This window comes from Streptomyces iconiensis, assembly GCF_028657195.3.
Lineage (GTDB): Bacteria > Actinomycetota > Actinomycetes > Streptomycetales > Streptomycetaceae > Streptomyces > Streptomyces iconiensis.
Genome location: NZ_JANCPR020000049.1, coordinates 47,706 through 73,349, shown reverse-complemented (window position 1 = coordinate 73,349; position 25,644 = coordinate 47,706). Strand labels below are relative to the sequence as shown.

Below are 25,644 nucleotides of genomic sequence, written 5' to 3'. Positions count from 1 at the left end.
CCTGCCGTCTAGTACGCGGCGCCCAGCGAGACGGCGGGCTCGACCAGCGCGCCCGCCGGTTCGGGGAACCCGTCCGGCAGCGGGGTCAGCGCGTGCGCCGGCATCCGCACGTAGTCGGCTGCCCCGCCCTCCAGCCCGTACAGGCCCGTCTCGCGCAGCGCCGGACACATCTGCGGGCGCCCCGCGTGGCAGCGGGGGCAGCTCCCGCACGGCACCATCGTCCTGCCGACGACGAGCGAACCGACGGCGGGCGCACCAGCTCCCGGCCCGCCTCCGGCATACGCGGCCTCGCCCTCACCGCCGTCGGCGTACGCGACCAGCTCGCCGTACCACTCGTGTCCGAACACGTGCGGAAAGGCGATCCTGCCGTCCTGGAGGAACGCCGAGGTGCCGTGCAGGATCTCCAGGTCCGTGCCGCAGATCCCCACGTACCTGGTCCGCACCAGCACCGTGCCCGGCTCCGGCCGGGGCACGGGCACGGTGGCGAGGTCCGTCTGTCCGATGCCGGTGATACGCGCGGCACGCATGGTGCCACCGGGCCAGGTCCCCTGCATCGGACGTTTCCTCCGGTTGGTCATGTACGGCGTACGGTTACCCGTGGATCATGGCATGCGACCCTACGGGGCCACCTCCCGGGTCAGGCGCAGCGTGACCAGCCTGAAGGGCCGCAGCGCCAGCCGTACGGTCCCGTCAGGGGCCGCCTCGACGCTCGTACCGTCCGGGTCCTGAGCCAGGGGCCGCTCCAGCAGGTCGGTCACCGTGACCGTGCCCACCGGGAAGCCCGGGGTCAGCTTCGCCTGGACGCGCGAGCCGAGCGCCTCGTGCAGGCGGACGACGACATCGCCGCTGCCGTCGTCGGCGAGCTTGACGGCGCTGACGGACACCGCCTCGCTGTCGACCGAGACCAGCGGCGCCACCTCTCCCCCAGCGCCCCCGCCTGTGCCGACGCGGCGCTCGGGCAGGTTGACGCGGTGGCCCTCGCGTACGGCGTCGGCGAGGGTGGCGCCGGGCACCAGCGCGTAGCGGAAGCGGTGGAGGCCCTGGTCCGTCTCCGGGTCGGGGAAGCGCGGGGCCCGCAGCAGGGAGAGCCGGACGGTGGTCGTGGTGCCTCCGTCGCCCTCGCGTACGGCGCGGGTCACCTCGTGCCCGTACGTCGAGTCGTTGACGACCGCGGCGCCCCAGCCGGGCTCGGTCAGGTGCACGAACCGGTGGGCGCACGCCTCGAACTTCGCCGCCTCCCAGCTGGTGTTGGTGTGCGTGGGCCTGTTGAGGTGGCCGAACTGCGTCTCGGCCGCGTACCGCTCGGTGTGCAGGTCCAGCGGGAAGGCCGTCTTGAGGAACTTCTCCGTCTCGTGCCAGTCGACCTCCGTCTCCAGGTCGAGCCGCTTCTCGCCGCGCGCCAGGCTCAGCCGCTGGACGGCGCGCGAGTCACCGAAGGCACGGGTGACGCGTACGGTCGCGCGCGCTTCGCTCTCCTCGGTGAGCAGCACCTCCTCGGCCTCGGTCAGGTCGGTGACGACGTTGCGGTAGAAGGCGTCCACGTCCCAGGCGTCCCACATGTTGGGGAAGTCGGGGTGTATCTGGAGGAGGTTGGCCGCGGTGTCAGGGGCCAGGGTCTCGCGCCCGGCCTCCAGGTCGTAGGCGGACACGACCAGGCCGCGCGCGTCGACGGTGACCCGCAGCAGCCCGTTGTCCAGCGCGAACCCGCCCCCGGGCAGCGGCCGTACGGAGACCGGCGCACCCTCGGTGCGCGCGGGCCCCGCCGCCAGCGCCGGGACACCTGAGCGGGCGTGCGGAGCGGAGTTGACCAGCAGTTCGGTGCCCCCGCCCGCACCAGCACCGGCACCGGCACCGGCACCGGAGAGCGCGGCCAGCGCGGCCAGCGCGCCCTCGATGATCTCCTCCAGTTCGGCGGCGACCTCCGCGTACGTACGCTCGGCCTCGCGGTGCACCCAGGCGATGGAGGAGCCGGGCAGGATGTCGTGGAACTGGTGCAGCAGCACCGTCTTCCACAGCCGGTCCAGCCGCTCGTGCGGATAGCCGAAGCCCGCGCGCACAGCTGCCGTCGCGGCCCACAACTCGGCCTCGTACAGCAGGTGTTCGCTGCGCCTGTTGCCCTGCTTGGTCTTCGCCTGGCTGGTGAGGGTCGCGCGGTGCAGCTCCAGGTACAGCTCACCGGCCCATACCGGTGCGGCCTGGTACTCCTCCTGCGCCTTGGCGAAGAAGTCGGCCGGCTTCTCCCACACGACGGTGGCCGAGCCCTCCAGGTTCCGCAGCCGCCGCGCCTTGGCGATCATCTCGCGGGTGGTGCCGCCGCCCCCGTCGCCGAAGCCCGTGGGGGCCAGGGATCGGGTGGCCCGGCCCTTCTCCTTGAAGTTGCGCGCGGCGTGCGCGATCTCGCGGCCCAGCATGGAGCAGTTGTAGGTGTCGACGGGCGGGAAGTGCGTGAAGACGCGGGTGCCGTCGATGCCCTCCCACCAGAAGGTGTGGTGCGGGAAGGAGTTCGTCGCCGACCACGAGATCTTCTGGGTGAGCAGCCACTTCGCGCCCGCCGCCTTGATGATCTGCGGGAGCCCGGCGGCGAAGCCGAAGGTGTCGGGCAGCCACGCCTCGTCGTTCTCGACGCCGAACTCCTCCAGGAAGAAGCGCCTGCCGTGGACGAACTGCCGTGCCATGGCCTCGGAGCCCGGCATGTTGGTGTCCGACTCGACCCACATGCCGCCGGAGGGCACGAACCTGCCCTCGGCGACCGCCTTCTTGACCTTCGCCCAGATCTCCGGCCTGTGCTCCTTGACCCAGGCGAACTGCTGGGCCTGCGACATGGCGAAGACGAACTCCGGCTCGTCCTCCAGCAGCGCCGTCATGTTCGCCGTCGTCCGCGCGACCTTGCGCACGGTCTCGCGCAGCGGCCACAGCCACGCCGAGTCGATGTGCGCGTGCCCCACGGCGCTGATCCGGTGCGCCGTCGGCTCGGCCGGCTTCGCGAGGACACCGGCCAGGCAGGCGCGGGCCGCCGCCGCGCTGCCGCCGATGTCCTGGAGGTCGAGCGCGTCCAGCGCGCTGTCCACGGCGCGCAGGATCTCCCAGCGCCGCCCGCCCTCCACGGGCAGCTCGGCCATCAGCTCGCCGAGCACCTCCAGGTCCTGCACCAGCTCCCACACCTGCGTGTCGAGCACGGCGAGGTCCATACGGGCCAGCGTGTACAGCGGGTCCGTGCCCGCCGTCTCCTTGTCGCCGAGCGTGGTGGGCAGGAAGGGGTGGTAGTCCAGGATGACGGGGTTGGCCGCCGCCTCGATGTGCAGGGTGACCTCCTCGCCTCCGGCCGCGCTGCCGGCCACCCGCACCCACTGGTTGCGCGGGTTGAGGCCCTTCACGGGGGAGCCGTCGGGGCGGTAGACGAGGCCCTCGCACTGGAAGCCCGGCATGTTCTCGTCGAACCCGAGGTCCAGCAGCGCCTCTACGGTGCGCCCCGCCCACTCCTGGGGCACGGTTCCCCGCACCCTGAACCAGGTGGTCCCCCACGGCGGGCCCCACTTGGCGCCGGTCAGCGTGGGCGCGTACTGCGCCGCCAGCCCCTCGGCCACCGGAACGGGCTCGCCGGGAGCCTGCCAGAAGGCGACCTCCAGCGGGACGGACTCGGGGTAGAGCGCGGGCCTGACCCGCTCGTCCAGTACTCGCTTCAGCCGGGCTTCCACGAGGCTGCGGTCGTCATGCATGGGGGTTCTTCTCCTCGGACGTACGGGCTGCTGCGGAACGGACTGACGGGGTACGGGCTGCCGGGGCACCAGCAGCGGCGGAACGGGCCGACGGGGTACGGGAGTCGGGCGGACACACCTCATGAGGGTGCACGATCTCGGTGATGCCGCGTGCGGCGAGGTGCGCGGTGTCCCCCGCGCGAGAGGCGAGCACGGCGGCAGGCCGTACGCCGTCCGCGGCGAGCGCTGCCCACGCCTCGAAGACAGCGCCGCCCGGCGCGCATACGGAACGGTGCGGCGCCGTCGCCTCCTGGGTGTCCTCGCCCGCGTCCACGACCAGCGCGGTCTTACGAGGCTGCGGCGCGGGCCGCCCCCGCCACTCGGCCGCGGCCCGCGCCAGGGCCCCGGCGGCCGGCTTGGGCTCCCGTGCGTTGGTGAGCAGCCCCAGGTCGTACTCCAGCTCAGGGAAGTCGGCCAGCGCCCTGTCCACGTCGTGCGAGCACCACCACGTGACGCCCCACATGTGCTCGCAGTCGGCCGCCGCCGCGACCGTCGCCTCGGTGAACGCCGCGGCGCCCTCGGGCGGAATGTGCGGAGACGGAGCGCCCACCTCCTGCAACCACACGGGGCGTTCGGGGTCGGCCGCCCACGCCTTGGACAGCTCGATCATGTACGCGGCATGCTGCTCCGTCGCGACCCCTGTGGGGCCGTGGCGCTGCGCCGTACCGTTGAACACCCAGGAGTGCACCGCCGTCATGGCGCCCAGGTTCGCCGCCTGCCCCGGGGTGAAGGGGTGCCCGTCCTGGTACCACGCGGCGTCGTATTCGGCGTGCAGGTGTGTCCTCCCCGGCGCCCCCTGCTCGCAGGCCGCGAGCATGCGGCGCAGCCACGCGTCGATCTGGCCCTCCGTCGCCCTGTCCGGATCGGGGTGCGGGCCCGACGAGAACTGGTTGATCTCGTTTCCCAGCGTCATACCGAGGAAGTTGGGCCTGCCGTGCAGCGCGGCTGCGAGCGTACGGATGTACTCCGCCTCGCCCTCGACGACCTCCTCGTCGGTGAACAGGTTGCGCCGGTGCCAGGTCGCCGTCCAGGACGGCAGGAAGTCGAAGCTGGACAGGTGCCCCTGGAGAGCGTCCACGTTCACGTCCAGGCCGCGGTCGGCCGCCGCGTCCGTGAGCTGGACCAGCTGTTCCACGGCCCTGGGCCGGACGAAGGTGCGGTTGGGCTGGAAGACCGGCCACAGGGGGAAGACGCGGATGTGGTCGAGGCCGAGAGCGGCGATGGAGTCCAGGTCGGCCTTGACCTCGTCGAGGTCGAAGTCGAGCCAGTGATGGAACCAGCCGCGGGAGGGGGTGTAGTTGACGCCAAAGCGCATTGTTTTTCCGGGCTCCAGGTACGGGTGTGCGTGTACGGATGTTCTCTCGCCCCCCTGCCCGCCCCTTCCCGCTCCGCGTAGCGGGGACCGCGGCCTCTCATGGCGAGGCAGCGCCGCTTGCGCGTGAAGGGTCCTGCGACGGGCGGCAGAGGGCGACCGGCTCTCAGCCCTTTACGGCGCCCTCTCCCACTCCGCGGAAGAAATACCGCTGAAGGCAGGCGAACATCACAATGAGCGGCAGGACGGCGATCATTGTGCCGGCGGCGATGAGCCGCTGGTTGTTCGAGAAGGTGCCGTGCAGGAAGTTGAGGCCGATGGTGAGCGTGTAATTGGAGTCGTCCGCCAGGACGATGAGCGGCCAGAGGAAATCGTCCCAGGCACCCATGAAGGCGAAGATGGCGACAACGGCGAGTGTTCCCTTGACCGCGGGAAGCCCGATCCTGAAATAACGCTGCCAGACATTGGCCCCGTCCACGATGGCCGCTTCCTCGATCTCCTCGGGAACGTTACGGAACGCGTTGCGCATGAGGAGGACGGACAGCGCTGCCACACATCCGGGGAGCACGACGGCGGTCAGAGTGTTGTGCAGGTCGAGCGAGCGCATGGTGGTGAGCTGCGCGATCATGATGGATTCGGCCGGCACGAGCATGGCGATCAGAAAGACCAGCGCCGCGTACTTGCGCCCCTTGAACTTGAGCCGCGCGAGCGCGTATCCGGCCATCGAGGCACCGATGACGTTGCTGGCGACGTTGGCGAGCGCCACCTTCAGGGAGTTCAGCGCGTAGTCCCATACGGGGATGATCTCGCCGACCTTCTTGTAGTTCTCCAGCGTCGGATGCTCGGGGAGCAGTTTGGGCGGGTCGCTGTAGACGTTCTCCGTCGGGCCCTTGAGTGAGGTGGACAGCTGCCACAGGAACGGGCCGACGCAGATCACGAAGACCAGAAGGAGAAGCAGATAACGCCCGGCTACGGGCCAGCGCCTGGCTCTCATTTCTTGTCCCTCCGTTCGGCGGCGAAGACAGCGAGCAGCAGGATCAGCGTGATCACGAAGAGCACCATGGAGATCGCGGAGGCGTAGCCGACGCGGCCCGACAGGCCGGTTCCCACGCGCTGGACGAGCATGACGAGGGTGGTGTCCTCACCTGCGGGGCCGCCGTCCTGGCCCGCCATGAGGAAGACCTCGGAGAAGACGCGGAAGGCGGCCACGGAGGAGAGCGCGCCGACGAGCACCATGGTGTTGCGTACGCCGGGCACGGTGACGGACCAGAAGCGGCGCAGGGGTCCCGCCCCGTCCACGGAAGCCGCTTCGTACAGCTCCCGCGGGACGTTCCCGAGCGCGGCCATGTAAATGATCATGTAGTAGCCGAGGCCCTTCCAGACCGTGACGAGCATGGCGCTCAGCAGGATCAGCCACTGGTCGCTGAGGAAGGGCACGGCGCCGAAGCCCACGACCTTCAAGACGGCGTTGACCAGGCCGCGTTCGTCCAGCATCCACACCCAGATGAGGCCGACGACGACCACCGAGGCGACGACGGGTGTGTAGAAGGCGGAGCGGAAGAAGGCGATACCGGGGATCTGCTTGTGCACCAGGAGGGCCATCAGCAGCGGGAAGAACACCATGCACGGCACGACGACCAGCACGTACAGGGAACTGTTGCGCAGCCCGATCCAGAACTGCTCGTCCTGGAGCATCTCCTGGAAGTTGGCGAGCCCGACGAACGTACCGGGCGTGAGCGTCCTGGAGTCGGTGAACGCCTTCCAGACGGTGGCGATGAACGGGTAGATGTTGAACGCGAGCGTGATGACGATGCCGGGCAGCAGGAACGCCCACGGACTGTGCGCCATGTGCGTACGGACCCTGCCGGCCCGCCCGCGCCGGACGGCGGCGGGCCGAGCGACATCGGGCGTGGGCGGCGCCGGGACGGTGGCGACTGTGCCGGCCCTGGTGGCTGTGCTGGCCGTGGTCGCTGCGTTGGTTGCGTTGGCTGCGGACTTCATGGGCCGCCTCAGACCTGCTTGAGCAGCTTGTTGGACTCGGCGACGGCGTCGTCCAGTGCCTGCTTGGGGCTCTTCTTGCCGAGGAAGACCTTGGAGGCTTCCTTCTGAAGCACCGTTTTCATGGGGTCGGTCATCACAACGGGCGTGTAATTGACGGCCTTTTCGATGAGCCGCGCCGAGGAGACCCGCACCCGGTCCTCCGGGCTTCCGCTGTTCTTCGTCCAGTACGGCTTGTCCAGCGAGCCCTTGGTGCTGGGGAAGACGGCGACCTTACGGGCGAACGCCTCCTGGTTCTTCTGGTTGGTCACGAAGTGCGCGAAAGCGACGGCTGCCGCCTTGTTCTTGCTGTTCTGCGCGACGCCGAGGCTCATCACGTACATGTTGGGACGGCCGTTGTTGTTGGGCGCTTCGGTGATGCCGATGTTCTTGTAGAGCTGCGGCTGGTTCTCCTGGAAGTTCGTCAGGTCCTGGGCGCCGCCCGGGTTCATGGCGACCTTCTCCTGCTCGAACTTCTCGCCCGCCTTCTCCGGGCCGGACGACATGGCCTGGCTGTCCATGCCGCCCTGGTCGAAGAGCTTCTTGTACTTGGTCATCAGCTCGACGCCCTTGGCCGAGTTGTAGGTGAACTCCGTGCCCTCCTTGTTCATGAGGGGCACGCCGTACCGTCCGAAGTCCTCGATGGTGGGCGCGGCGGCGAGCGCGGCCACATCCTTCTTGGCGAGTTTCTCTCCGTAGGAGAACAGTTCGGCGTAGTTCTCCGGCGGCTTCTCCGGGTCGAGCCCCGCCTTCTTGAACAGGCTCTTGTTGTAGAACATCGGCCCCGTGTTGAGATACCACGGATAGCCGAACACGCCGTCCAGGCCCGGCATTTCATTGCCCTTCCAGGCCGCCGGCATGTACTCCTTCTCGTACTTCGCCGCCGTCTCGTCCTTGCTGAGGTTCATCAGCGCACCGGCCTTCGCCAGTGGATAGGCGAGGTCCGGCGAGACGTTGACCACATCGGGAAGTTTCTCGGACGCGGCATCGGCACTGAGCGTCTCGGCGTAGCCCTCGGCCGGCTTGTCGACCCAGCGGACCTTCGCGTCGGGGTACTTCTCCTCGAACTTGGCGACGAGCCCGTTGAAGAAGTCCTTGTACTGGGCACGCAGATTCCAGGTCTGGAAGGTTATCTCGCCCTTGACCTCCCCGCTCGCATCGGCCGCCCCTCCCCCGCCACCACCTCCGCAGCCGGTGAGGGCGGTCAGCGAGAGGACCGTACCGACGGCGACCGCCGTCAAGGACACCGGTCGGCGGAATGTCCGGCTGGACTTGGCAGGTTGAGGTGCGGACATGAAACCGGCTCCTTTGCTCAGATCACGACGACAGGCACTTTGCAACCAAGTTGCGGGTGTGTCAATAGAGTTGCCGCCGTGAGCTAACGCGGTTTAGTTGCGATACGCTAAACCGCGTTAGCCGAGAGCTTTCAGGGCTGCGCAGCGGTCGCATGCCGGGGTCCGGTCGCCAGTCGGGGTCAGGCCGCCAGTCGGCCGCGGGCACGGCCTTCGGGTGCGCACCGGTGCCGGGTGCGCCCCCGGTGGCCGTGCCCCGGGCGGCGGGTGCCCCCGGTGCGCGCGCAACCGCCTGCGACGCGAGGTGGCTTGGCCGCTCGCCCCGCTCAGCGGGCCGGTTCGCCGCTACGGGCCGGACGCCCCCGGCGAGCAGGCGATATACACCCCGACGACCCATCGGGACCACGGCGGCTGCCCTCTCCACCGCTCTCGCACTCGCCCTCGCATCCGGCCAGCCTATGCACCCTGCACCGCAGGTCAGCGACGGGGAGAGCGCGGGCAGGGCTTCGACGCCGCCCGCGAAGGATGCGGCCACCAGCGGCTCACCCATACTCGCCGAGGCACCACATCGGCAGCGCTGCCGCTCCGCTGTGGAGGACACGGCCTGGGCGTTGTCGGACCCCGGAGGCAGGGTGGTGGGCATGCGAGTACGGACACTCTTCAACGGCGAATTCGGCGTGGACTACGGGCAGCTGTACATCGACAGCCGCGGCGATCCCGACGAGGGGCCGGAGGACGGGCTCCACGAGTGCTTCATGGGGCAGAGGGCGGGGCTGTGCGGAGCGGCCGTACCCGGTCATCTCTTCCTGCTGACGGGCACGCACACCGGCTCCGTCCCGCTCACCGTCGAACTGCACGACGCGGAGCCACCGTTGGACGCCGGTGACTGGGAAGAGATCGTCGAGGTGTCGTTCCGTACGGGCCCGGAGGACACGGAGTTGATCGAATGGGACGGCGGAGGGCAGGACCTCGGCCTGCCCCAGGGCGAGTACCGCGTCCGCTACCACTGCCGGGGCATGGACGAGGCCCGCGACGGCGTACGGAGCGCGGGCGAGCCCGTTGTGGACGAGTATCTGCTCCGGTTCTGGCCCGGTCCAGCGGAGCGCGACCGCGTCGTGAAGGAGACCAGCGGCTCGGCCGCGTACTGGCACGGGTTCGCGAGCGAACTGCCCCCGGCGCCCACCGCCGAGGAGTTGGCCGAGGCCAGGCGTCTGGCACGGGAGAAGGAGGAGCGGGAGGAACGGGAGCGGCGCGAGCGTTCCGAGCGGAAGACGTGGGGCGGGCGCCTGCCCAGCGAACGGCTGCGGAATGCCGGGGGCAATGTCGCCGGGATGGTGCGCTTCGATGCCGCCCTCGTCCACGCGATCGACGAGCTGGGGCCTGACGTCCAGCGCGCGGTGGCCCGTTGGGCCGCTCACCGCGCCTGCGACGTGGCCGGGCTCGGTGGCGTGGACTGGATAGCGCGCGGCCTGGCGGAACTGGATCGCGGCGAGCCCTTCTCGCCGCCGCTGGACGACGAGCGGCGGAAGTGGGATCTTCTCTTCTCCGATCCGCAGGTCCCTGACACCGTCATCACCACACCCGACGGCACCCCCAACGCGTCCCAGCAGGCCATGGCCCTCCCCGCAGTGACCGAAGCGGCGGCCGTCGATCCACTCCAGGCCGCGCTCGATGCCCTGTTCGCCGCCGCGACAGCGCACGGGAGCGGCTGGCGCGGCTTCCTCGCCCAGGTCCGCAGCGCCTTCCCGGAGACCGCCCATGCCCCTCTTCCTGCCGAGGACTACCCACAGCGTGGGTTCGCCGTCACCATCAGGACCACCATGGAGTGGCGGCCGGACGACGAGCCGCGGCAGGCGCCCTGAGTCCGGGTCTCCGTTGCGGATGGGCGGCCACCGGTGCCTCATCGACGCCTTCGCCCGCGCCCTCGCGGAGACGTCGGCGGCTGCCGAGCCGCTCTCCGGTACGGCATACACCGGGGCCAGCCGGTGGTTTTCGGACAGGTACAGGCTGTCTCGTTCCCACGCCCAAATGAACCATGGAAACAGAGACTGATCAGCTTCTTTGCCCTGCGTTTCCCCCAGCCTCATGCAGGATTTGGCTGAGGAATGGCCAAACCTCTCGCGTTGAGCGACGGGGACATAGGCGGAGCTGTCCGGAAACGCCAGCAACGTTTTGACTCTGATCGCTCCGTGCCTAAATGTCCTCCGCATGAGCACCCTTCACCAGGCACGGGCCGGCGGCCTCCTGCGTCAGCGCGACTTCCGGTTTCTGTTGTCCGGCGCTGCCGCGAGTCAGGTCGGCGCGCAAGTCACCCTGGTCGCACTGCCGTTGGTTGCCCTGCTCGAACTCCACGCTTCCGCGTTCCAGGTGGGGCTGCTGACCGCGGCGGAGACCGCCGCATTCCTTCTCGTCGGCCTGCCGGCCGGGGCCTGGGTCGACCGGATGCGCAAGCTGCCGGTGCTCATCCGTGCCGACATGGTGCGGGCCGTGACGATGGCCAGCGTGCCGCTGGCAGCCGCGGCCGGTGCACTGACCATGGCCCAGCTCTACCTCGTGGCCCTCGTCACCGGAGTGGCCACCGTCTTCTTCGACGTCGCCCACCAGAGCTATCTGCCCCATCTGCTGCCCAAGGAGCGGCTGGTGGAGGGGAACGGCGCGCTGGAGACCGTGCGCTCCTCGGCGCAGGTGACAGGACCGGGACTGGGCGGTGGCCTGGTGCAGGTCCTCGGGGCCCATCTGGCGATCGTCGCCGACGCGGTCGGCTACGCCATCTCGGCCCTGTGCCTGCTGGGCATCAAGGACCGCGAACCCGCTCCGGCGCCGCCGGCGCCCGGGGCCTCGCTGCGCAAGGAGATCGGCGAAGGACTCGGCTTCGTACTGCGCCAGCCGCTGCTGCGGGCCATCGTCGTCACCACCGGACTCGGGAACTTCTTCTCCGCGCTGCTGCTGGCTGTGCAGACCGTCTTCCTGGTCCGGGTGCTGCACCTGCCGCCCGCCGCCATCGGGCTGATGCTCTCGGCCTCGGCCGTCGGCGGGCTCACCGGAGCACTGTGTGCGGGGCGGCTGGCCCGCCGCCTCGGCCAGGCGAGGATCATCTGGCTCTCCGCGCTGGCCACCGGACCGTTCGCCGTGCTGTGGCCGCTGGCGGGATCGGGCGCGGCGGCGGTGTGGTTCGCTGTCGGCTCAGCCGTCGTCTTCTTCGGCGCCGTCGTCTACAACGTCGCCCAGGTCAGCTTCCGGCAGACGCTGTGTCCGCCCGCCCTGCTGGGCCGGATGAACGCCACCGTCCGCTTCCTGGTCTGGGGCACCATGCCGCTCGGCGCACTGGCCGGCGGCGCCCTCGCGAGCGGCTTCGGGGCGCGGGCCGCCGTATGGGTGTGCGCGCTCGGCTTCCTCGCCGTTCCGCTGCCGCTGCTGCTCTCGCCGCTGCGGCGGATGCGGGACCTGCCGGAACCTCAGCCGGATGCCCCCACGGGCGAAGACCCCGCGCCGGCCCCCGCGTCCACCTCCTGACCGTCGCCCGTCGCCCGTCGCCCGTCGCCCGTCGCCCGTCGCCCGGAGAGAACGAGCCGCCGCGGATCCGTGTCACGCGTATTCGCTGGGGGCCGCGCCCCGTTGGACCGCGCCCGTTGACCGGCCGCGCCCCGTTGAGAGGACCACGTGCAGCACAGCATCACGGCCCAGTACCTCGCCCGGTACCACCGGATCGCCGAGGCCGACGCCGAGGCCGACACCGGCGCCGTCGGCGGTTCGGCGGGGCTCCTTCCCGTCACCGGTGCCCAGCGGCGGTTCATTCTGGTCCGCTCGCTCGACCCGCAGGGGCGGCCCGATGTCGTCCCGCTCTTCTTCGCCTTCCCCCGTTCCACGGTGGACCTGCCGCGGCTGAGCGCAGCCGCCGGGTACCTCGCCGCGCTGCACCCCGCGCTGCGGGCCCGCGCTGAGGTCGTACGCGGCACGCCCGTACAGCGCCTGGCGGCACCCGAAGTGCCCGTGCGGCGGGTCCCGTTGAGGCCCGGCGAAAACGCCGCCGCCGCGCTGCGCCGCACCCTGAGGGGCTGGCAGGCACAGGGCTCTCCGCTGCGGCTGTTCCTGGCCGACGGCGGACCGGCCGACGGGTCGGGGGACGGAGCGGGGGACGGGTCAGGCACGGAGGAGGAAGTCCTGGCGGTCGCGCTGGACCACGCCGCGTGTGACGGCCAGTCACTGGCCCGGATCACCGAAGAGCTGGGCGCCGCCTACGCGGACGGGCTCGGTCCTGCCGATGTGCCGCGAAGCCGGGCCGAAGAGGGGATCGCCGCCTACCGGGAGGCCGTGCTGCTGCAGCTCGCCGCCGAGGACCGGGCCAGCAGCGCGCAGGCACTGGCCCACTGGGGCGGGCGGCTGCGCGCCGTACGCAGTGCGGCAGTCGCGCGTACCAGCGGTACCGGCGCGCTGCCGGCCCCGACCGCGCTGCCGACCGGCGCGGCCGAGCTGCGGCTGACGTCGGGTGACCGCCAGGTGCCGTTCCCCGCGCTGCTCGGCGCCTGTACGGCCGCAGCGCACGCCCTGTACGGCCACGAGGGCGTCTCCCCGCTGGGCTACCCGTGGGGCGGACGGCCCGCCGCAGCGCCGGACGTGCTCGGCTGCTTCCTCAACACCGTGGTCTTCCCCGCCGCTACGGGACCTGCCGATGCGGGACCCACCTCAATCTCCGCTGACTCAACTTCCCCTGCCGCGAACGGCCTTGACGCGCTGTCCGCCGCCTGGTGGGACGACCTGGACCGGGCCGACACCCCGTTCGACGAAGTGGTGCATGCCGCCCGTGCGGCAGGGGCCGCGTGGTCCGGTGGCCTGGACGGCCTCCTCACCGTCGAGGACGCGCGGCGCCGGCCCCCGCTGCGCCTCGGCACCCGCACAGGGCGCGAGGTGCACGTCGACGGCCGCCCGGTGCGGGCGCCCTTCGCCGTGTCCGTCACACACGGGACGGACCTGCTGGTGCGGATGGTGTGGGACCGCGCGTTCCTGGACGACGCCGCCGCCACTGACGCGTTCGCCGAGCTGACCGGCGTACTGCGCGACCAGCTGTCTCCCACCCAGGCGTCGACCGGGCAGCCGCCGACCCCGGCGCCCAACTGACGTTCACCCGAGCCAGGTTACGGGCCGGCAGCGCGACCGCGCGCCCGGTCCGGGACCGCCTGTGCCCGACGGGGCCGACCGTGCCCGGACGGGACCGACCGACCATGCCCAACTACCCGAGGAATAGCCGATGTTACCCCTCTCCTCCTCACAGGAGATCGTCTGGCTGCACGAGCAGATGCAGCCGGGCAGCCGCGCGTACAACTTCACCGCCTCGCTCGACCTGTGGGGAACGCTGGATGAGGCGGCGCTGCGCGACGGCCTCGCCGCTGCCCTCGACCGCCATCCCGGGCTGCGCCTGGAACTCGTCGCCGTTCCCGGCGCCGTTCCCGGTCAGCGGGTCGCCGAGGGGTGCGCGCCGCGCTACCGGACCGTGGATCTGAGCGGCGCCGACGACCCCGAGGCCGCCTTCGCCGAGTTGCTGCGTACCGAGGCGGAGACCCCGCTCGACACCCACCAGGCACCGCTGCTGCGCTGGACCCTGGCCCGCCTGGGCGACGGGCGGCACCGGCTGGTCCACGTCGAGCACCACCTGGTGCACGACGGGCACTCCTTCGCGCTGCTGCTCAAGGACGTCTTCACCGTCTACCGCGCCCACGTACTCGGCGAACAGGCCGGGTTGGGGCCCGCGCCCTCCTACGAGGAGTACGTGCGCACGGGTATCGGAGCCGACGGGACCGATGAGCGTGCCCGCAGCCTCGCGTACTGGGCGGACGAGCTGCGCACCGCGTCCTTCGACCTGCCGCTGCCGGGTCTGGCGCGCGCCGGGACGAGCCGGCGCCACCATGGCGGGCAGCTGCGCCAGTCCATCGGTGCCGACCTCGCCGAGCGGCTGCGGGAGCACACCCGCGCCCAGGGGCACACTCCGTTCGCCGCGATGCTCGGCCTCTTCGCCGAGCTGCTGCGCCGGCACAGCGGCCGGGCCGACATGGTCGTCGGCACGGCTGTCGGCAACCGTCCCCGTGGGTTCGAGGAGACGGTGGGGATGTTCGTCAACACCGTGCCGCTGCGGCTGAGGCTGGACCCCGAGGCGCCCGCGGAGGAGGCCATGGACGAGGTCACCGACACGCTCTTCCGTGCGCTGCCGCACCAGCAGGTGCCGGTGCAGGAGCTGACCCGCGCGCTCGGGCTGCACACCTCAGGGGCTGACAATCCGCTGTTCAGCGTGGCCTTCAGCGCCCATGACGCGGTGCTGCCCGAGATCGAGGTCCCGGGGCTTGAGGTGTCGCTCTTCGAGGGGTTCAACACCGGGACCACGCGTTTCGACCTCGACCTGGTGCTGCTGCCGGACGACCGCAGGATGGTCGGTCCGCGCCACGGGGCCGCCGGGATGGGGCTGGTGTGGGACTACGACGCCGACCTGTTCGACGAGGACACCGTAAGGCTGCTGGCAGAGCGCTTCGTTGAGCTGCTGCGCGGCTATCTGGAGGCGCCGCGCACCGCGTTGGCCGCCCTCACCGCCGAGGGCCCGACCGCCGATGCAGGCGACGACGCCGATGCCACCGATGCCACTGGGACCGCCGGGCTCGCCGATGCCACCAGGGTCGCCAACGCCGCCGACGCCGTCCCCGCCCCCGCCCCCGTGCCCGCGGCGCCGGTGACCGGGACACCGGACGACCCGCTGGACCCCGCGGCGCGCATCGACCCCGCGCTGCCGGCGCTGCTGACCGGTTCGCGGCAGCTGACCTACGGGGAGCTGAACGAGCGGGTCACCGAGCTGGCCGGGCGGCTGCGCGGCGCCGGTGTAAGCGCCGGGCAGCCGGTTGCCGCCGTTCTGCCGCGCGGGGTGGACTCCGTGATCGCCCTGCTGGCCTGCCTGCGTACCGGTGCCGTCTACTGCCCGCTCTCCCCCGGTGACCCGGAAGCCCGCCTGGAGCTGCTGCTGAACCGGCTCGCCCCCGCCCTGGTGCTGGCCACCTCGGCGGGCGCGAGCACATTGCCAGGCGACGGCGTGCCGCTGGCGCTGCTGGACGGGCCCGCCTTCCCTCCGGCGCATCCCGCGCCGGCGATCGAGGGTGCCGCTTATGTGATCCACACCTCGGGTTCCACCGGCGTCCCGAAGCCGGTCGCTGTCGGCCAGCCGGCCCTCGCGGCCCATCTGACGGGCGTGGGCGACCGGTTCGCCCTCACGGCGGGCGACCGTGCGCTGCTCTTCGCACAGCCCGCCTTCGACGTGTCGCTTGAGGAGGTGCTGCCCGCGCTGTCAGCGGGAGCCTGCCTGGTCGTCCCCGAGCAGGAGGTGCCCACAGGTGGCGAGCTGGTCGAGCTGCTGGCCGAAGCGCGCGTCACCGTCGCCAACCTGCCCACCAGTTACGCGCTGACCATGCGCGAGGAGCTGGGAGCAGCGCTGCGCGAAGGGCGCTGGACTCCGCGGCTGCTCGTACTCGGCGGCGAGCGCATCCCCACCGACACGCTGCGCGGCCTGTTCCAGGCCCTCGAAGCGCGGGGCGCCGCCGCACTCAACGTGTACGGAGTGACCGAGGCGGCGATCAGCTCAACGGTCCACGAGATCACTGCAGCCGACCTGGTGGACGGCGCCGAGATCCCGCTCGGCACCGAGCTGCCCGGCGAACGCGTACATGTCCTGGACGCCGGACGGCGCCCGCTGCCCGCCGGCGCCGTCGGCGAACTGGCCCTCAGCGGCGCCGGTCTGGCCGAGGGCTACCCGGGCAACGAGGAGGCCACAGCCGCCCGCTTCGTGACACTCCCCGCGCTCGGCGGCGAGCGCGCCTACCTCACCGGCGACCTGGGCTACCGGGACGCACGCGGCCGGCTGTGGTTCCTGGGCCGCCGCGACAACCAGATCAAGCTGCGCGGCTACCGCATCGAGCTGGAGGAGGTGGAGGCCGCGGCCTCCGCAGCGCTCGGTGGCCGGTCCTGCGCCGTCGTCCTGGACGGCGCGGCCCCCGGTGGTCCGCGCCTGGTCGGGTTCGTGGAGTCCGCCGACGAGCCGGACCAGCAGGCACTGCACACCGCGCTGGCCCAGCGGCTGCCCGGCGCGCTGGTGCCCGGCCGCTGGGTGCGGCTGGACGCGATGCCGACCCTCTCGGGAGGCAAGCCGGACCGTACGGCGCTGGGCAGCGCCGCCGCCGCGCTCGCGCCGCCTTCCCCGGCGACTGAGGAACAGGAGGACGCCACAGGGGCCCTCGCCGACCCCGAGTTCGCGCTGCTCGCCGAGGGCTGGCGTGAGGTGCTCGGCCACGCGCGCTTCTCCCCCGCCTCGCACTTCTTCCAGGTCGGCGGGCACTCGCTGCTCGCCGCGCAGCTCGCCGCCTGGCTGGAGCCCCGCATCGGAGAACGGCCGCCGCTGCGCGTGCTGTTCCAGCACCCCGTGCTGGCCGACCAGGCCCGCGCCCTGACCGCCGTCCACGCGACGGCTGCCCTTTCGGAGACGATATGACCGAGTCCGTACGCACCCCCTTACCTTCCGCCCCCCGCACCGCGCCGGAGAGCGCCCCGCTGCCCAGCGTGATCCACGGCGGGCCCGCTCCCGAGGCGCCGGGCACCGGAGAGACGCCCCTCGCCTGGTACGAGAGCTGGGTGCGGAGCACCCCGCAGGCGCTCGCCGTCGGTGACGGCGAGCACAGCTGGAGCTATGCCGAACTGGACGCCGCAGCCACGGCCGTCGCGGACGCACTGCGCGACCGGGTCGCTCCCGGCGACCTCGTCGGCGTACTGCTGGACCGCTCCGCCGCGCTGGTCGCCGTGGCCATCGGGCTCGCCAGGATCGGCGCCGTCTACCTGCCCCTCGGGCCGCGCCCCGGCGAGCGGCGGCTGGCAGCCGCCACCCGCGGCCTGCGGGTGACCTGCCTGATCGGCGACCCCGAACTGCTGCCGGACGAGCACCGGGACGCCGAGCAGCGCGCGCTGCCCGTACCCGCCGAGGGTGCGAACGCCGCCGCCACCGCCGTCGCCGCTTTCACCACCCCGGCGCCCGAAGCGCGTACCGCGCCGGCCGGCACCTGGTACGCGGTGCTCACCTCGGGCTCGACCGGCACCCCGAAGGCCGTCGCCGTCGGGGAACGTTCCCTCGGTACGCTGCTGCGCTGGCACCGCGCCCGCACCGCGCTGACCCAGGACGACCGGCACAGCCTGCTCATCGGCGTCGCTTTCGACCCGCACGTACTGGAGCTGTGGGCGGCGCTCAGTTGCGGTGCCTCCCTCCAGGTCGCACCCGACGCGGTGCGCTGGGACCCGAGCGCGCTCACCGACTGGTGGCGGGACGCGGGCGTCACCGTGTGCGTCTCCGCCACGCCGATGCTCGAACCGCTGCTGGACCGGCCCTGGCCGACCGGCCTGGCGCTGCGCCACGTGTACGTGGGCGGTGACCGGCTGCGCCGCCGTCCGGGCCCGGATGTCACCGCTGTGGTGCACAACGCCTACGGTCCCGCCGAGGCCACCGTCGTCAGCAGCGCCTACGCCATGCACGGCGCGGAACCGTCGGAGCTGGACGGGGCACCGCCCATCGGGCACCCCGTCGCCGGAGCCACCCTCTGCGTCACCGACGCCGAAGGGCACACCGTCCCCCGGGGCGAGCCCGGCGAGCTGCGCATCGGCGGCACCTGCCTGGCCCTGGGCTACCTGGACCCGGAACTGACGGCGGAGCGCTTCGCGCACCACCCCGAGCACGGGCGTCTGTACCGCACAGGGGACCGGGCGCTGATGCGGGCCGACGGGCAGCTGGAGTTCCTGGGACGCCTGGACGACCAGGTCAAGGTGGGCGGAGTACGCATCGAACCCGCCGAGGTCGAGGCCGCGTTCGAGCACGATCCGCGGGTGCGCCGCGCCGTGGTCGCCGCCCGGTCGACGGTGCAGGGCGTGACACAGCTCCTCGCGTTCGTGCTGCCCGCGCCCGGAGCCGCGCCCACGGGACCCGATCTGCTGCCGGGGGTGCGGGACTGGCTGCCGCAGCAGGCGGTGCCCGCCGTGGTCCGGGTGGTCGAGGGCTATCCGCTGGACGCCAACGGCAAGGTGGACCGCCCGGCGCTGCTGGCCGCGGAGAGCGCACCGCCCGCACCCGCCGCGGGTGACGCGCAGGGCACGGAGAACGCCGAGAACACGGGAAACGCCGATGACCCTGCGGGCGCCGAGGAAGCGGCGGGCAGCGCGAGCGAGCAGTTGGTGCTGCGGCTCTGCCGGGACCTGCTCGGTCTCCCGCGGCTCGGGCTCGACGCCCACTTCACCGAGTCCGGAGGCACCTCACTGGCCGCCGCACGGCTGCTCGCCGCCCTCCAGGACTCCTGCGGTGTGCGGCTGCGCGCGCCCGAGCTGCTGCGTCAGCCCGATCTGCGCGGCATCGCGGCGCTGATGGACAAGCGCCTTGCCGCATACGGGAGTTGACGTGGTGTCACCCCTCTCCGACCGGTCCCGATCCCGCACCCCCGTACCTCCCAGGAGGAGACACCCCGTGCCCGCCGACACCGCCCACCACTCCGGCGGCCTGCCCGCGCTGGTGGCCCGCCACGCCTCCAACTGCCCGCAGGCCCTCGCCGTCGTGGACGGCGACACCGCACTCACCTACGCCCAACTGGTCGCCGCAGCAGGGCACTTGACCGCCACGCTACGTGACCGCGGGGTGCGCCCCGGGGACGCGGTCGGCCTGCTCACCGCCCGTTCGGCCCGTACCGTCGTCGCCCAACTCGCCCTGTGGCAGGCCGGGGCCGTCTGCGTTCCGCTGGACGCGGCCCACCCGCGTCCGCGTACCGCCACGGTGCTCGCCGACGCGCGGGCCGAGGTGGTCTGCGGGGACAAGCAGCTGCTGGAGGCGGCGGGCATCCCCGCCGAACAGGTCCTGGAGCTGCCCGGTGGCGACCTGGTGCCGCCCGGCGCGGCTGAGGTGCCGGAGCCGCCCCGGGTCGCCCACCAGCCGGACGCCCCGGCCATGGTGATGTTCACCTCCGGCTCCACCGGGCGCCCCAAGGGCGTCGCTGTCACCCATCGCGGCATCGCCGACCTGGTCACCGCGCCCGGCTATGTCACGGTCGGACCGCGCGACCGGGTGCTGTTCCACTCCCCTGCCACATTCGACGCCTCCACCTTCGAGATCTGGACCGCGCTGGCCAACGGGGCAGCCGTGGTCGTCTGTACGGCCCCGCGCCCCTCGCTCGAGGACCTGGCGCGCACCGTGGAGCAGCACGGCGCCACCGTCGCGTTCTTCACCACCGCGCTCTTCCACCAGCTCGCCGCCCGCCGCTCCCGGCTGTTCCAGGTGCTGCGCACCGTGGTCGTCGGCGGCGAGGCGCTCTCCGCCGAGCACGCCCGCACCGTGCTGCGCGCCGTTCCGTGGCTGGAGCTGGTCAACGGCTACGGGCCGACCGAGACCGCCACCTTCGCCACGGCGCACCGCGTCACCGACGCCGACTGCGACGCGCCTCCGCCCATCGGCCGCCCCGTGGCCGGGGCCACAGCGCATGTCCTTGACGCGCACGGGCAGCCGGTTCCCGGCGGAGCACGCGGCGAGCTGTGGATCGGCGGCCCCCGGCTGGCCGCCGGGTATGTCGCCCAGCCCGAGCTGACGGCGGAACGCTTCGTCCAGCACCCCGGGCACGGGCGCCTGTACCGCACAGGCGACCTGGTCACGGCACGCGCTGACGGCACCCTGGACTTCCATGGGCGCACCGACGACCAGGTGAAGGTCCGCGGCTTCCGCATCGAGCCCGGCGAGATCGAACACGCGCTGCGTGCCCAGCCGGAGGTGGACGACGCCGCGGTGACGGTGCGCCGCATCTCCAGCGAGGACGCCCGGCTGACCGCCTTCCTCGTTCCCGCCGAGCACACCTCGCCCCGGCCCGAGGCACTGCGCGCCCGCCTCACCGAGCAGCTCCCCGCCCATCTCGTACCGGAGGAATGGGTGGTGGTCGACCGGCTGCCGCTGACCGCCTCGGGCAAGGTCGACCGCCGCGCCCTGGCCGAGAGCGCCCCGGGGCAGGCCCCCGTATCGCCCGTTTCCGCCGCGCTGTCCCCGATCGAGCAGGCCGTGGCCGAGGTCTGGAGCCACAGCCTGGAGTGTGAAGTGACGGCACCCGACGCCGACTTCCTCGCCCTGGGCGGGCACTCCCTCCTCGTCCTGGCCGTCGTGGACGACCTCCGCGAGGCCCTCGGCGTGGAGATACCGCTCGCCGACTTCTTCGCCAACCCCACCGTGGCCGGACAGGCCGCACTCGTGGAACGTTCGCTGCTCGCAACGCACGGCGACCCCCTGGCCGAAGCCCACGGCGCTCCGGCGCCCGACGCCCACGGCGACCCCGCGCCCGACGCACTGCCGGAGGACACCGATGGCCAGCACTGAAGCCCACCGTCCCCGCACCACCGCCACCACCGCCACCGCGGCCCGCCAGGAGGCGCTGCTGCGCGCTGCCCGCGCCCGTGCGGGAAACCCCGCACAGGCCACCGGCGGCACCGGGGCCACCGGCGGCGCCGAGGCGGTCCCGGCCGCCACGGGACCGGCGCAGCTGAGCCGTGCCCAGCACCGCATGTGGCTGATGGACCGCCTCGGCCAGGGCGGCGCCGGCTACCACGTACCGTTCGCCACCCGGTTCCGCGGCCCGCTCGACATCGAGGCGCTCGGCACGGCACTGACCGCCCTGGTCGGCCGGCACGAGGTGCTGCGCACCCGCTACCTGGTGCGGGACGGCGAGCCCTACCAGGACGTCACCGATCCGGCGCCGGTACCTGTGCCCGTGGTCGAGGCGCCCGGTCCGGGAGCCGGGCTGCTGCGGGAGGAGGCGAGCCGCCCGTTCGACCTCGCCACAGGGCCCGTACTGCGTGCCCTGGTGCTGCGGCACGGCCCCGCGGATCACACCGTCTCGCTGACGCTGCATCACATCGCGGTGGACGGTGCCTCGTTGGAGGTGATCGCCACCGAGCTGGCTACGCTCTACGCCGCCGCACAGGACGGCCGGCCGGCCGCGCTCCCCGCGCCGCCCCAGTACGCCGACCTGGCCCGCCGCGAGCAGGCCGGCGGCGAACGGCTCAAGGCCGGGCTGGACCACTGGAGCGCCCGGCTGGCCGGAGCACGCCCCCTCGCACTCCCCCGGCCCGAACCCACTCCGGCAACCGCGACCGCAACCGCGACCGGAGCCGCAACCACAGCCGGAGCCGGAGTCACGGCCACGGAAGGGCGGCGCGGCCACACCCACACGGCGCCGCTGGCGCCGGCGGTGTGCGACGGACTGCGCCGGCTCGGGCAGCAGCACCGGGCCACCCTGTTCACGGTGGTCCTCACCGCGGCCTTCGCCACCCTGCGTCGCGCGACGGGCGAGAGCGACCTGGTCATCGGCTGCGCCAGCAGCCACCGCGAGGGCAGCGCGATGCGCGGCCTCGTCGGGCTGTGCGTCAACACCCTTCCGCTGCGCGTGGATGCCTCCGGCGACCCAGGCTTCGGCGAGCTGCTGGGGCGGGTACGCGAAGCGCTGCTGGAGGCGCAGCGCCACCGCGACGTCCCCTTCGACCTGATCGTGGAACGCCTCGGCGCCGCGGCACGCGGCGAGAGCGGCGAGCCGCTGGTGGGCGTCACCGCCGACGTACTGCGCGCCCCGACCGCGCTGCGTCTGCCCGGAACCTCGGCCGAGCCGGCCGAGGTCGACCTGGGCACCGCCAAGTTCGACCTGTCCTTCCTGCTTGAGGACACCGACAGCCCTCAGTGCCTGCTTCAGCACAGCCGTACCGCCCTCGCACCGCAGGACGGGGAGCAACTGCTGGGCGCCTTCAGCGAGTTGCTGGCAGCCGTGGTCGACGAGCCCGCGCTGCCCCTGTCCCGGCTGCCCGGCACCCGCCTGACGGAACGTACGGAGTCCGCCCGTTCCCTCCACCCCACCGAGGCGTGCCTGCTCGGTCACCCGGAGGTCTCCGAGGCCACGGTGCTGGACAGTCCGGGCCGGCCGCTGCTGGCGTACGCGGTACTGCACGGCGTCGGCGGCACCTCTCCTGTCCAGTTGCGCGCGCACCTGCGCGATCACCTCGTGGCCTCCCGTGTTCCGGTGGCGGTCACCCTGCTCGACGCGCTGCCGCGCACGCCGCACGGCGCGGTCGACGCGGCCCGGCTACCGGGCGCCCCGGCCCCGGCCCCGGCAGCACCCGGTCCGTCCGACGTACGGACGGCACCCGACGTACGGACGGCGCCGGAAGGACCGACGCCCCCGGAAGGACCGGGCGTCTCAACCGTCCTTGAGGCATTCGCCGACACGCTCGGCCAACGTCCGGGCCCCGACGACGACTTCTTCGTCCTCGGCGGGCACTCCCTCGTCGCCGTCCAGCTCGCCGAACGGCTCCGCACCCGGCTGCGGCTGCCGCTGACCGGCCTGGACATCATGGAACGGCGCACACCACGGGCCCTGGCCACCCTGCTGGAGGAGCGTGAGGCCGAACGCGAGGCCGCAGCCGCGCCCTCGGCACCGACCCGGACCACCGGCAGCCGCAACCGCAGCCGCCCCGGAACGGTCCTGGTCACCGGCGGCACGGGTGGAGTGGGCGCGTTCGTACTCCGTGAACTGGCCGCCCAGGGCCGCCCGGTGCGCGCACTGACGCGCCCGGAGTCGGCACACCGGGTCGCCGGCGAGGGGATCGAGGTCGTCGAAGGCGACCTTGCCGACCTCGACAGCCTGCGCGCCGCCGCGCGGGGCGCCGACGCCGTGATCCACTCGGCGTGCACCTTCACCGCACCCGAGGTGGACCGCGCCGCCATGCGCGCCCTGGTCGACGCCTGGCACAGCGGACCGTTCGTCTTCGTCAGCAGCGTGGACGCCTACGGGCAGCCGGAAGCCGCCGAGGTCGCCGAAGGAGCGCCCAGCCAGGGGCGGTTGAGCGCCTACGGGCAGGCCAAGCTCGACTGCGAACGGATGCTGCTGAACGCCGCGGGCACCGAGGGCCGCGGCGGGGCATCGGCGGTACGCGCACCGCTGGTCTGGGGCCCGCACGACCGGCTGCGCGACCAGTTGCGCTGGGGAGCGACCGGCGCCCTGTTCCAGTCCGCACTCGCCGGGGAACCGCTGGCCCTGCCCGATCCGCAGCACGGGCCGCACGGTTGGTACGGGGCGCCGTGGGTGCACGCAGCGGCGCTGGCCCGTGCACTGACCGCCTGCCTGGACCAGCCGGCGCACGGCGTGGCCAACGCGGTCGGCGGCCACCTGGCGTGGCCCGACCTCGCCGCCGAACTGACCCGGCTGCTGGGCAGCACCTCCCCTGTACGGCACGCCGCGCAGTTCCCCCGCGACCTGGACCACCACTGGCACTACGGCACCGGCCTGCTCGCCGCGGCGCTGCTCCCGCAACCCGACGAGGACTGGCGCACCGTGCTCACCGCCATGGTCAGCCCGCCCCAGAACTGACCCCTCCCGCCCGCCCCGGCCACCCTCGCGGCGGCCGGGGCCCCGTCCGCATCGGGCGCCGTGGGCCCTTCTTCGCACGGTGACCCCGCGGTTGATTCGCGCGCAGGCACATGATTCGCGCGAAGGCACGGAAGAGGGCGTGGAAGAAGAGGGCACGGAGACGGAAGAGGGCACGGCGGGGCCAGCATGAGGGAATCCCTCGGCCTTCCCTCCGTGCCTTTTCTCTGTGTAAGGGTATATAGCTCTCTTTTTCCTGCCTTGACGGAATTCACAGCCTCCACCTGAGCCGATACTCTTCGTAATTCCGCCTGCACGAAGAGGTAGGAGCCAAGGGGCGGATATACCCCCGGCGAGCAGGAAGTTCGTAAGGATTCCGACGACAACTGGCCGCCCGGCCATGTGACTTACATCACATCTCAGCTGCAAAGAATCATGATCCGGCATGTCCCCACCACATGTGTCCCTGTGGCACGATGCCTCGGTATTGGCCTCCGACGAAGTCAGCGCTCACGAGGCATTCGGGCGCAGCGCAGCGGATGACTTCTTGGAGGTTCCGGCAAGCCGTAATTCGGGGGACAGCATGCCGACAATGATCGTTCTCGGGTACAGGCCGGATCTCGATGAGGCATTACGCCGCAGAAACCTGGACCCCTACTACCTTGTGCAGCCGCCGACGGCCTCGGTCGTGGGCCGGAGATTCACGCGCGTCACCGATATCGAGAACGTCCAGGAAATATCGCGGGCAGTGCTGGCGGCAGACATCGAAGACGCGGTGGGCGTGCTCAGCGTCCATGAAATGGGCGTCTTCGGCGCAACCTGTCTGCGGCAGCAGCTGAACCTTCCAGGAAACAGAGACTCCAAGACGGCCCTTTACTTCAGGGACAAATACCTCCAGAAGAGCAAGGTGCCGTCCCACATCAAACGGGCACGCTGCCGCTACATAGCGCGGGACACCTCGTTCACCGGTCTTGCCGAAGAGCTGGGGGACACCTTCGTTGTCAAGCCGGCGACCGGAGCCGGCTCTCTCCGTACCAACATCGTGCGTTCTCCGGAGGACTACGCACGCGCACTGGAGCAACTCCCCGACCATTCGGATGTCGAAATCGTCGCCGAGTCCTTCGTCGCGGCGCCGGAAGTCTATGTCGACGGCATCTGGAGGAAGGGCGCGCTTCAGTGGTCCTCCATGACCCGCTATCACGTCTCGCCGCTGGCCGCCGCGCACGGCGGCATCCTGGCAGCGCACATACTGGACAGGCGGCGGCACGCCACCCTGTTCCGTCAGGCTGAGACGCTCACCGAGCAGGTGCTGACGCGTCTCGGCGCCCCCGATTGCGTCTTCCATCTGGAAGTCTTCGCCGGAGACGGCGGGTTGACCTTCGGTGAGTGCGCCATCCGCCTTCCCGGAGCGCTGTCCCCGCAGACCAACAAACTGACCTTCGGCGTCGACCTCTTCGATGTCGAGATCAGCCTCGCACTCGGGGAAGAGCCGGAACGGACCCCGGACAGCGGTGCGCCGGAGCGCCTTTACGGATACATACTGCTGCGTCCCTCAGGCAGCGGAGAGCTGACGCAGAAGGATTTCGAGAGCAACTTCCTTTTCGATCAGCTCACTTATACGCCTGACAAGCCGCCGGGTCCCTACGGCAGCGTCGGACACGCGATCGTGTCCGATCAGGACGAGCTGGAACTGCGGAAAACGATCGAGGCAATCGCGCGATTCAACGAGGCCGGCTGAGTCAGCGGTGGGCGGAGACCCCGCGCACCCGGCTGCCCGCCACGGTTCCTTCCCTTCCGATCGGAGGACTTCG

General features: G+C 71.9%; 14 protein-coding genes. 8 read left to right on the top strand and 6 right to left on the bottom strand.

All coding sequences use genetic code 11. The features are described from left to right. Positions 1–8 precede the first annotated feature (8 nt). From NMN56_RS34755 to NMN56_RS34730, 6 genes are all read right to left on the bottom strand, one after another. Positions 9–554, bottom strand: a complete 546-nt coding sequence (locus tag NMN56_RS34755; RefSeq protein ID WP_283742536.1) for an alcohol dehydrogenase catalytic domain-containing protein — start codon at positions 552–554, stop codon at positions 9–11. Positions 555–617: 63 nt separating this feature from the next. Then, on the bottom strand, positions 618–3,716 hold the full coding sequence (locus NMN56_RS34750; protein ID WP_274041302.1) for an alpha-mannosidase: 3,099 nt from the start codon (positions 3,714–3,716) through the stop codon (positions 618–620). Next, positions 3,709–5,070: a glycoside hydrolase 5 family protein gene (locus NMN56_RS34745; protein ID WP_274041303.1), complete on the bottom strand. Its 1,362-nt coding sequence runs from the start codon at positions 5,068–5,070 to the stop codon at positions 3,709–3,711. The genes NMN56_RS34750 and NMN56_RS34745 overlap by 8 nt, the downstream gene beginning before the upstream one ends. A gap of 163 nt (positions 5,071–5,233) precedes the next feature. Continuing rightward, complete coding sequence (locus NMN56_RS34740) at positions 5,234–6,061, bottom strand: carbohydrate ABC transporter permease (protein WP_274041304.1); 828 nt, start codon at positions 6,059–6,061, stop codon at positions 5,234–5,236. Beyond that, complete coding sequence (locus tag NMN56_RS34735) at positions 6,058–6,915, bottom strand: carbohydrate ABC transporter permease (RefSeq protein WP_274041546.1); 858 nt, start codon at positions 6,913–6,915, stop codon at positions 6,058–6,060. Before NMN56_RS34735 ends, NMN56_RS34740 begins: the two co-directional genes overlap by 4 nt. 161 nt (positions 6,916–7,076) lie before the next feature. Further along, positions 7,077–8,399 (bottom strand): extracellular solute-binding protein, encoded by a 1,323-nt coding sequence (locus tag NMN56_RS34730; RefSeq protein WP_274041305.1) that lies wholly within the window; start codon positions 8,397–8,399, stop codon positions 7,077–7,079. Between the two features lie 638 nt (positions 8,400–9,037). Here NMN56_RS34730 and NMN56_RS34725 point away from each other — a divergent pair. From NMN56_RS34725 to NMN56_RS34690, 8 genes are all read left to right on the top strand, one after another. Then, positions 9,038–10,258, top strand: a complete 1,221-nt coding sequence (locus tag NMN56_RS34725) for a hypothetical protein (RefSeq protein ID WP_274041307.1) — start codon at positions 9,038–9,040, stop codon at positions 10,256–10,258. A 346-nt stretch (positions 10,259–10,604) separates the two neighbouring features. Beyond that, on the top strand, positions 10,605–11,909 hold the full coding sequence (locus tag NMN56_RS34720) for an MFS transporter (protein WP_274041308.1): 1,305 nt from the start codon (positions 10,605–10,607) through the stop codon (positions 11,907–11,909). Positions 11,910–12,056: 147 nt separating this feature from the next. Then, on the top strand, positions 12,057–13,511 hold the full coding sequence (locus NMN56_RS34715) for a non-ribosomal peptide synthetase (RefSeq protein WP_274041309.1): 1,455 nt from the start codon (positions 12,057–12,059) through the stop codon (positions 13,509–13,511). Positions 13,512–13,641: 130 nt separating this feature from the next. Beyond that, entirely contained in the window at positions 13,642–16,911 is a 3,270-nt protein-coding gene (locus NMN56_RS34710) for a non-ribosomal peptide synthetase (RefSeq protein ID WP_274041310.1), read from the top strand. Continuing rightward, on the top strand, positions 16,908–18,851 hold the full coding sequence (locus NMN56_RS34705) for an amino acid adenylation domain-containing protein (protein ID WP_274041311.1): 1,944 nt from the start codon (positions 16,908–16,910) through the stop codon (positions 18,849–18,851). Before NMN56_RS34710 ends, NMN56_RS34705 begins: the two co-directional genes overlap by 4 nt. Positions 18,852–18,918: 67 nt before the next feature. Then, positions 18,919–20,799: a non-ribosomal peptide synthetase gene (locus NMN56_RS34700; RefSeq protein ID WP_274041312.1), complete on the top strand. Its 1,881-nt coding sequence runs from the start codon at positions 18,919–18,921 to the stop codon at positions 20,797–20,799. Then, entirely contained in the window at positions 20,786–23,836 is a 3,051-nt protein-coding gene (locus tag NMN56_RS34695) for a condensation domain-containing protein (RefSeq protein ID WP_274041313.1), read from the top strand. The genes NMN56_RS34700 and NMN56_RS34695 overlap by 14 nt, the downstream gene beginning before the upstream one ends. Positions 23,837–24,416: 580 nt before the next feature. Beyond that, a complete protein-coding gene (locus NMN56_RS34690; RefSeq protein ID WP_274041314.1) occupies positions 24,417–25,571 on the top strand; it encodes an ATP-grasp domain-containing protein in 1,155 nt (384 codons plus the stop codon). Positions 25,572–25,644 lie beyond the last annotated feature (73 nt).

Bases quoted from the DNA above. Each gene is read 5' to 3' on its own strand.
- NMN56_RS34755 (WP_283742536.1), bottom strand. From the start codon at position 554: ATGCAGGGGACCTGGCCCGGTGGCACCATGCGTGCCGCGCGTATCACC.
- NMN56_RS34750 (WP_274041302.1), bottom strand. From the start codon at position 3,716: ATGCATGACGACCGCAGCCTCGTGGAAGCCCGGCTGAAGCGAGTACTG.
- NMN56_RS34745 (WP_274041303.1), bottom strand. From the start codon at position 5,070: ATGCGCTTTGGCGTCAACTACACCCCCTCCCGCGGCTGGTTCCATCAC.
- NMN56_RS34740 (WP_274041304.1), bottom strand. From the start codon at position 6,061: ATGAGAGCCAGGCGCTGGCCCGTAGCCGGGCGTTATCTGCTTCTCCTT.
- NMN56_RS34735 (WP_274041546.1), bottom strand. From the start codon at position 6,915: ATGGCGCACAGTCCGTGGGCGTTCCTGCTGCCCGGCATCGTCATCACG.
- NMN56_RS34730 (WP_274041305.1), bottom strand. From the start codon at position 8,399: ATGTCCGCACCTCAACCTGCCAAGTCCAGCCGGACATTCCGCCGACCG.
- NMN56_RS34725 (WP_274041307.1), top strand. From the start codon at position 9,038: ATGCGAGTACGGACACTCTTCAACGGCGAATTCGGCGTGGACTACGGG.
- NMN56_RS34720 (WP_274041308.1), top strand. From the start codon at position 10,605: ATGAGCACCCTTCACCAGGCACGGGCCGGCGGCCTCCTGCGTCAGCGC.
- NMN56_RS34710 (WP_274041310.1), top strand. From the start codon at position 13,642: ATGTTACCCCTCTCCTCCTCACAGGAGATCGTCTGGCTGCACGAGCAG.
- NMN56_RS34705 (WP_274041311.1), top strand. From the start codon at position 16,908: ATGACCGAGTCCGTACGCACCCCCTTACCTTCCGCCCCCCGCACCGCG.
- NMN56_RS34695 (WP_274041313.1), top strand. From the start codon at position 20,786: ATGGCCAGCACTGAAGCCCACCGTCCCCGCACCACCGCCACCACCGCC.
- NMN56_RS34690 (WP_274041314.1), top strand. From the start codon at position 24,417: ATGCCGACAATGATCGTTCTCGGGTACAGGCCGGATCTCGATGAGGCA.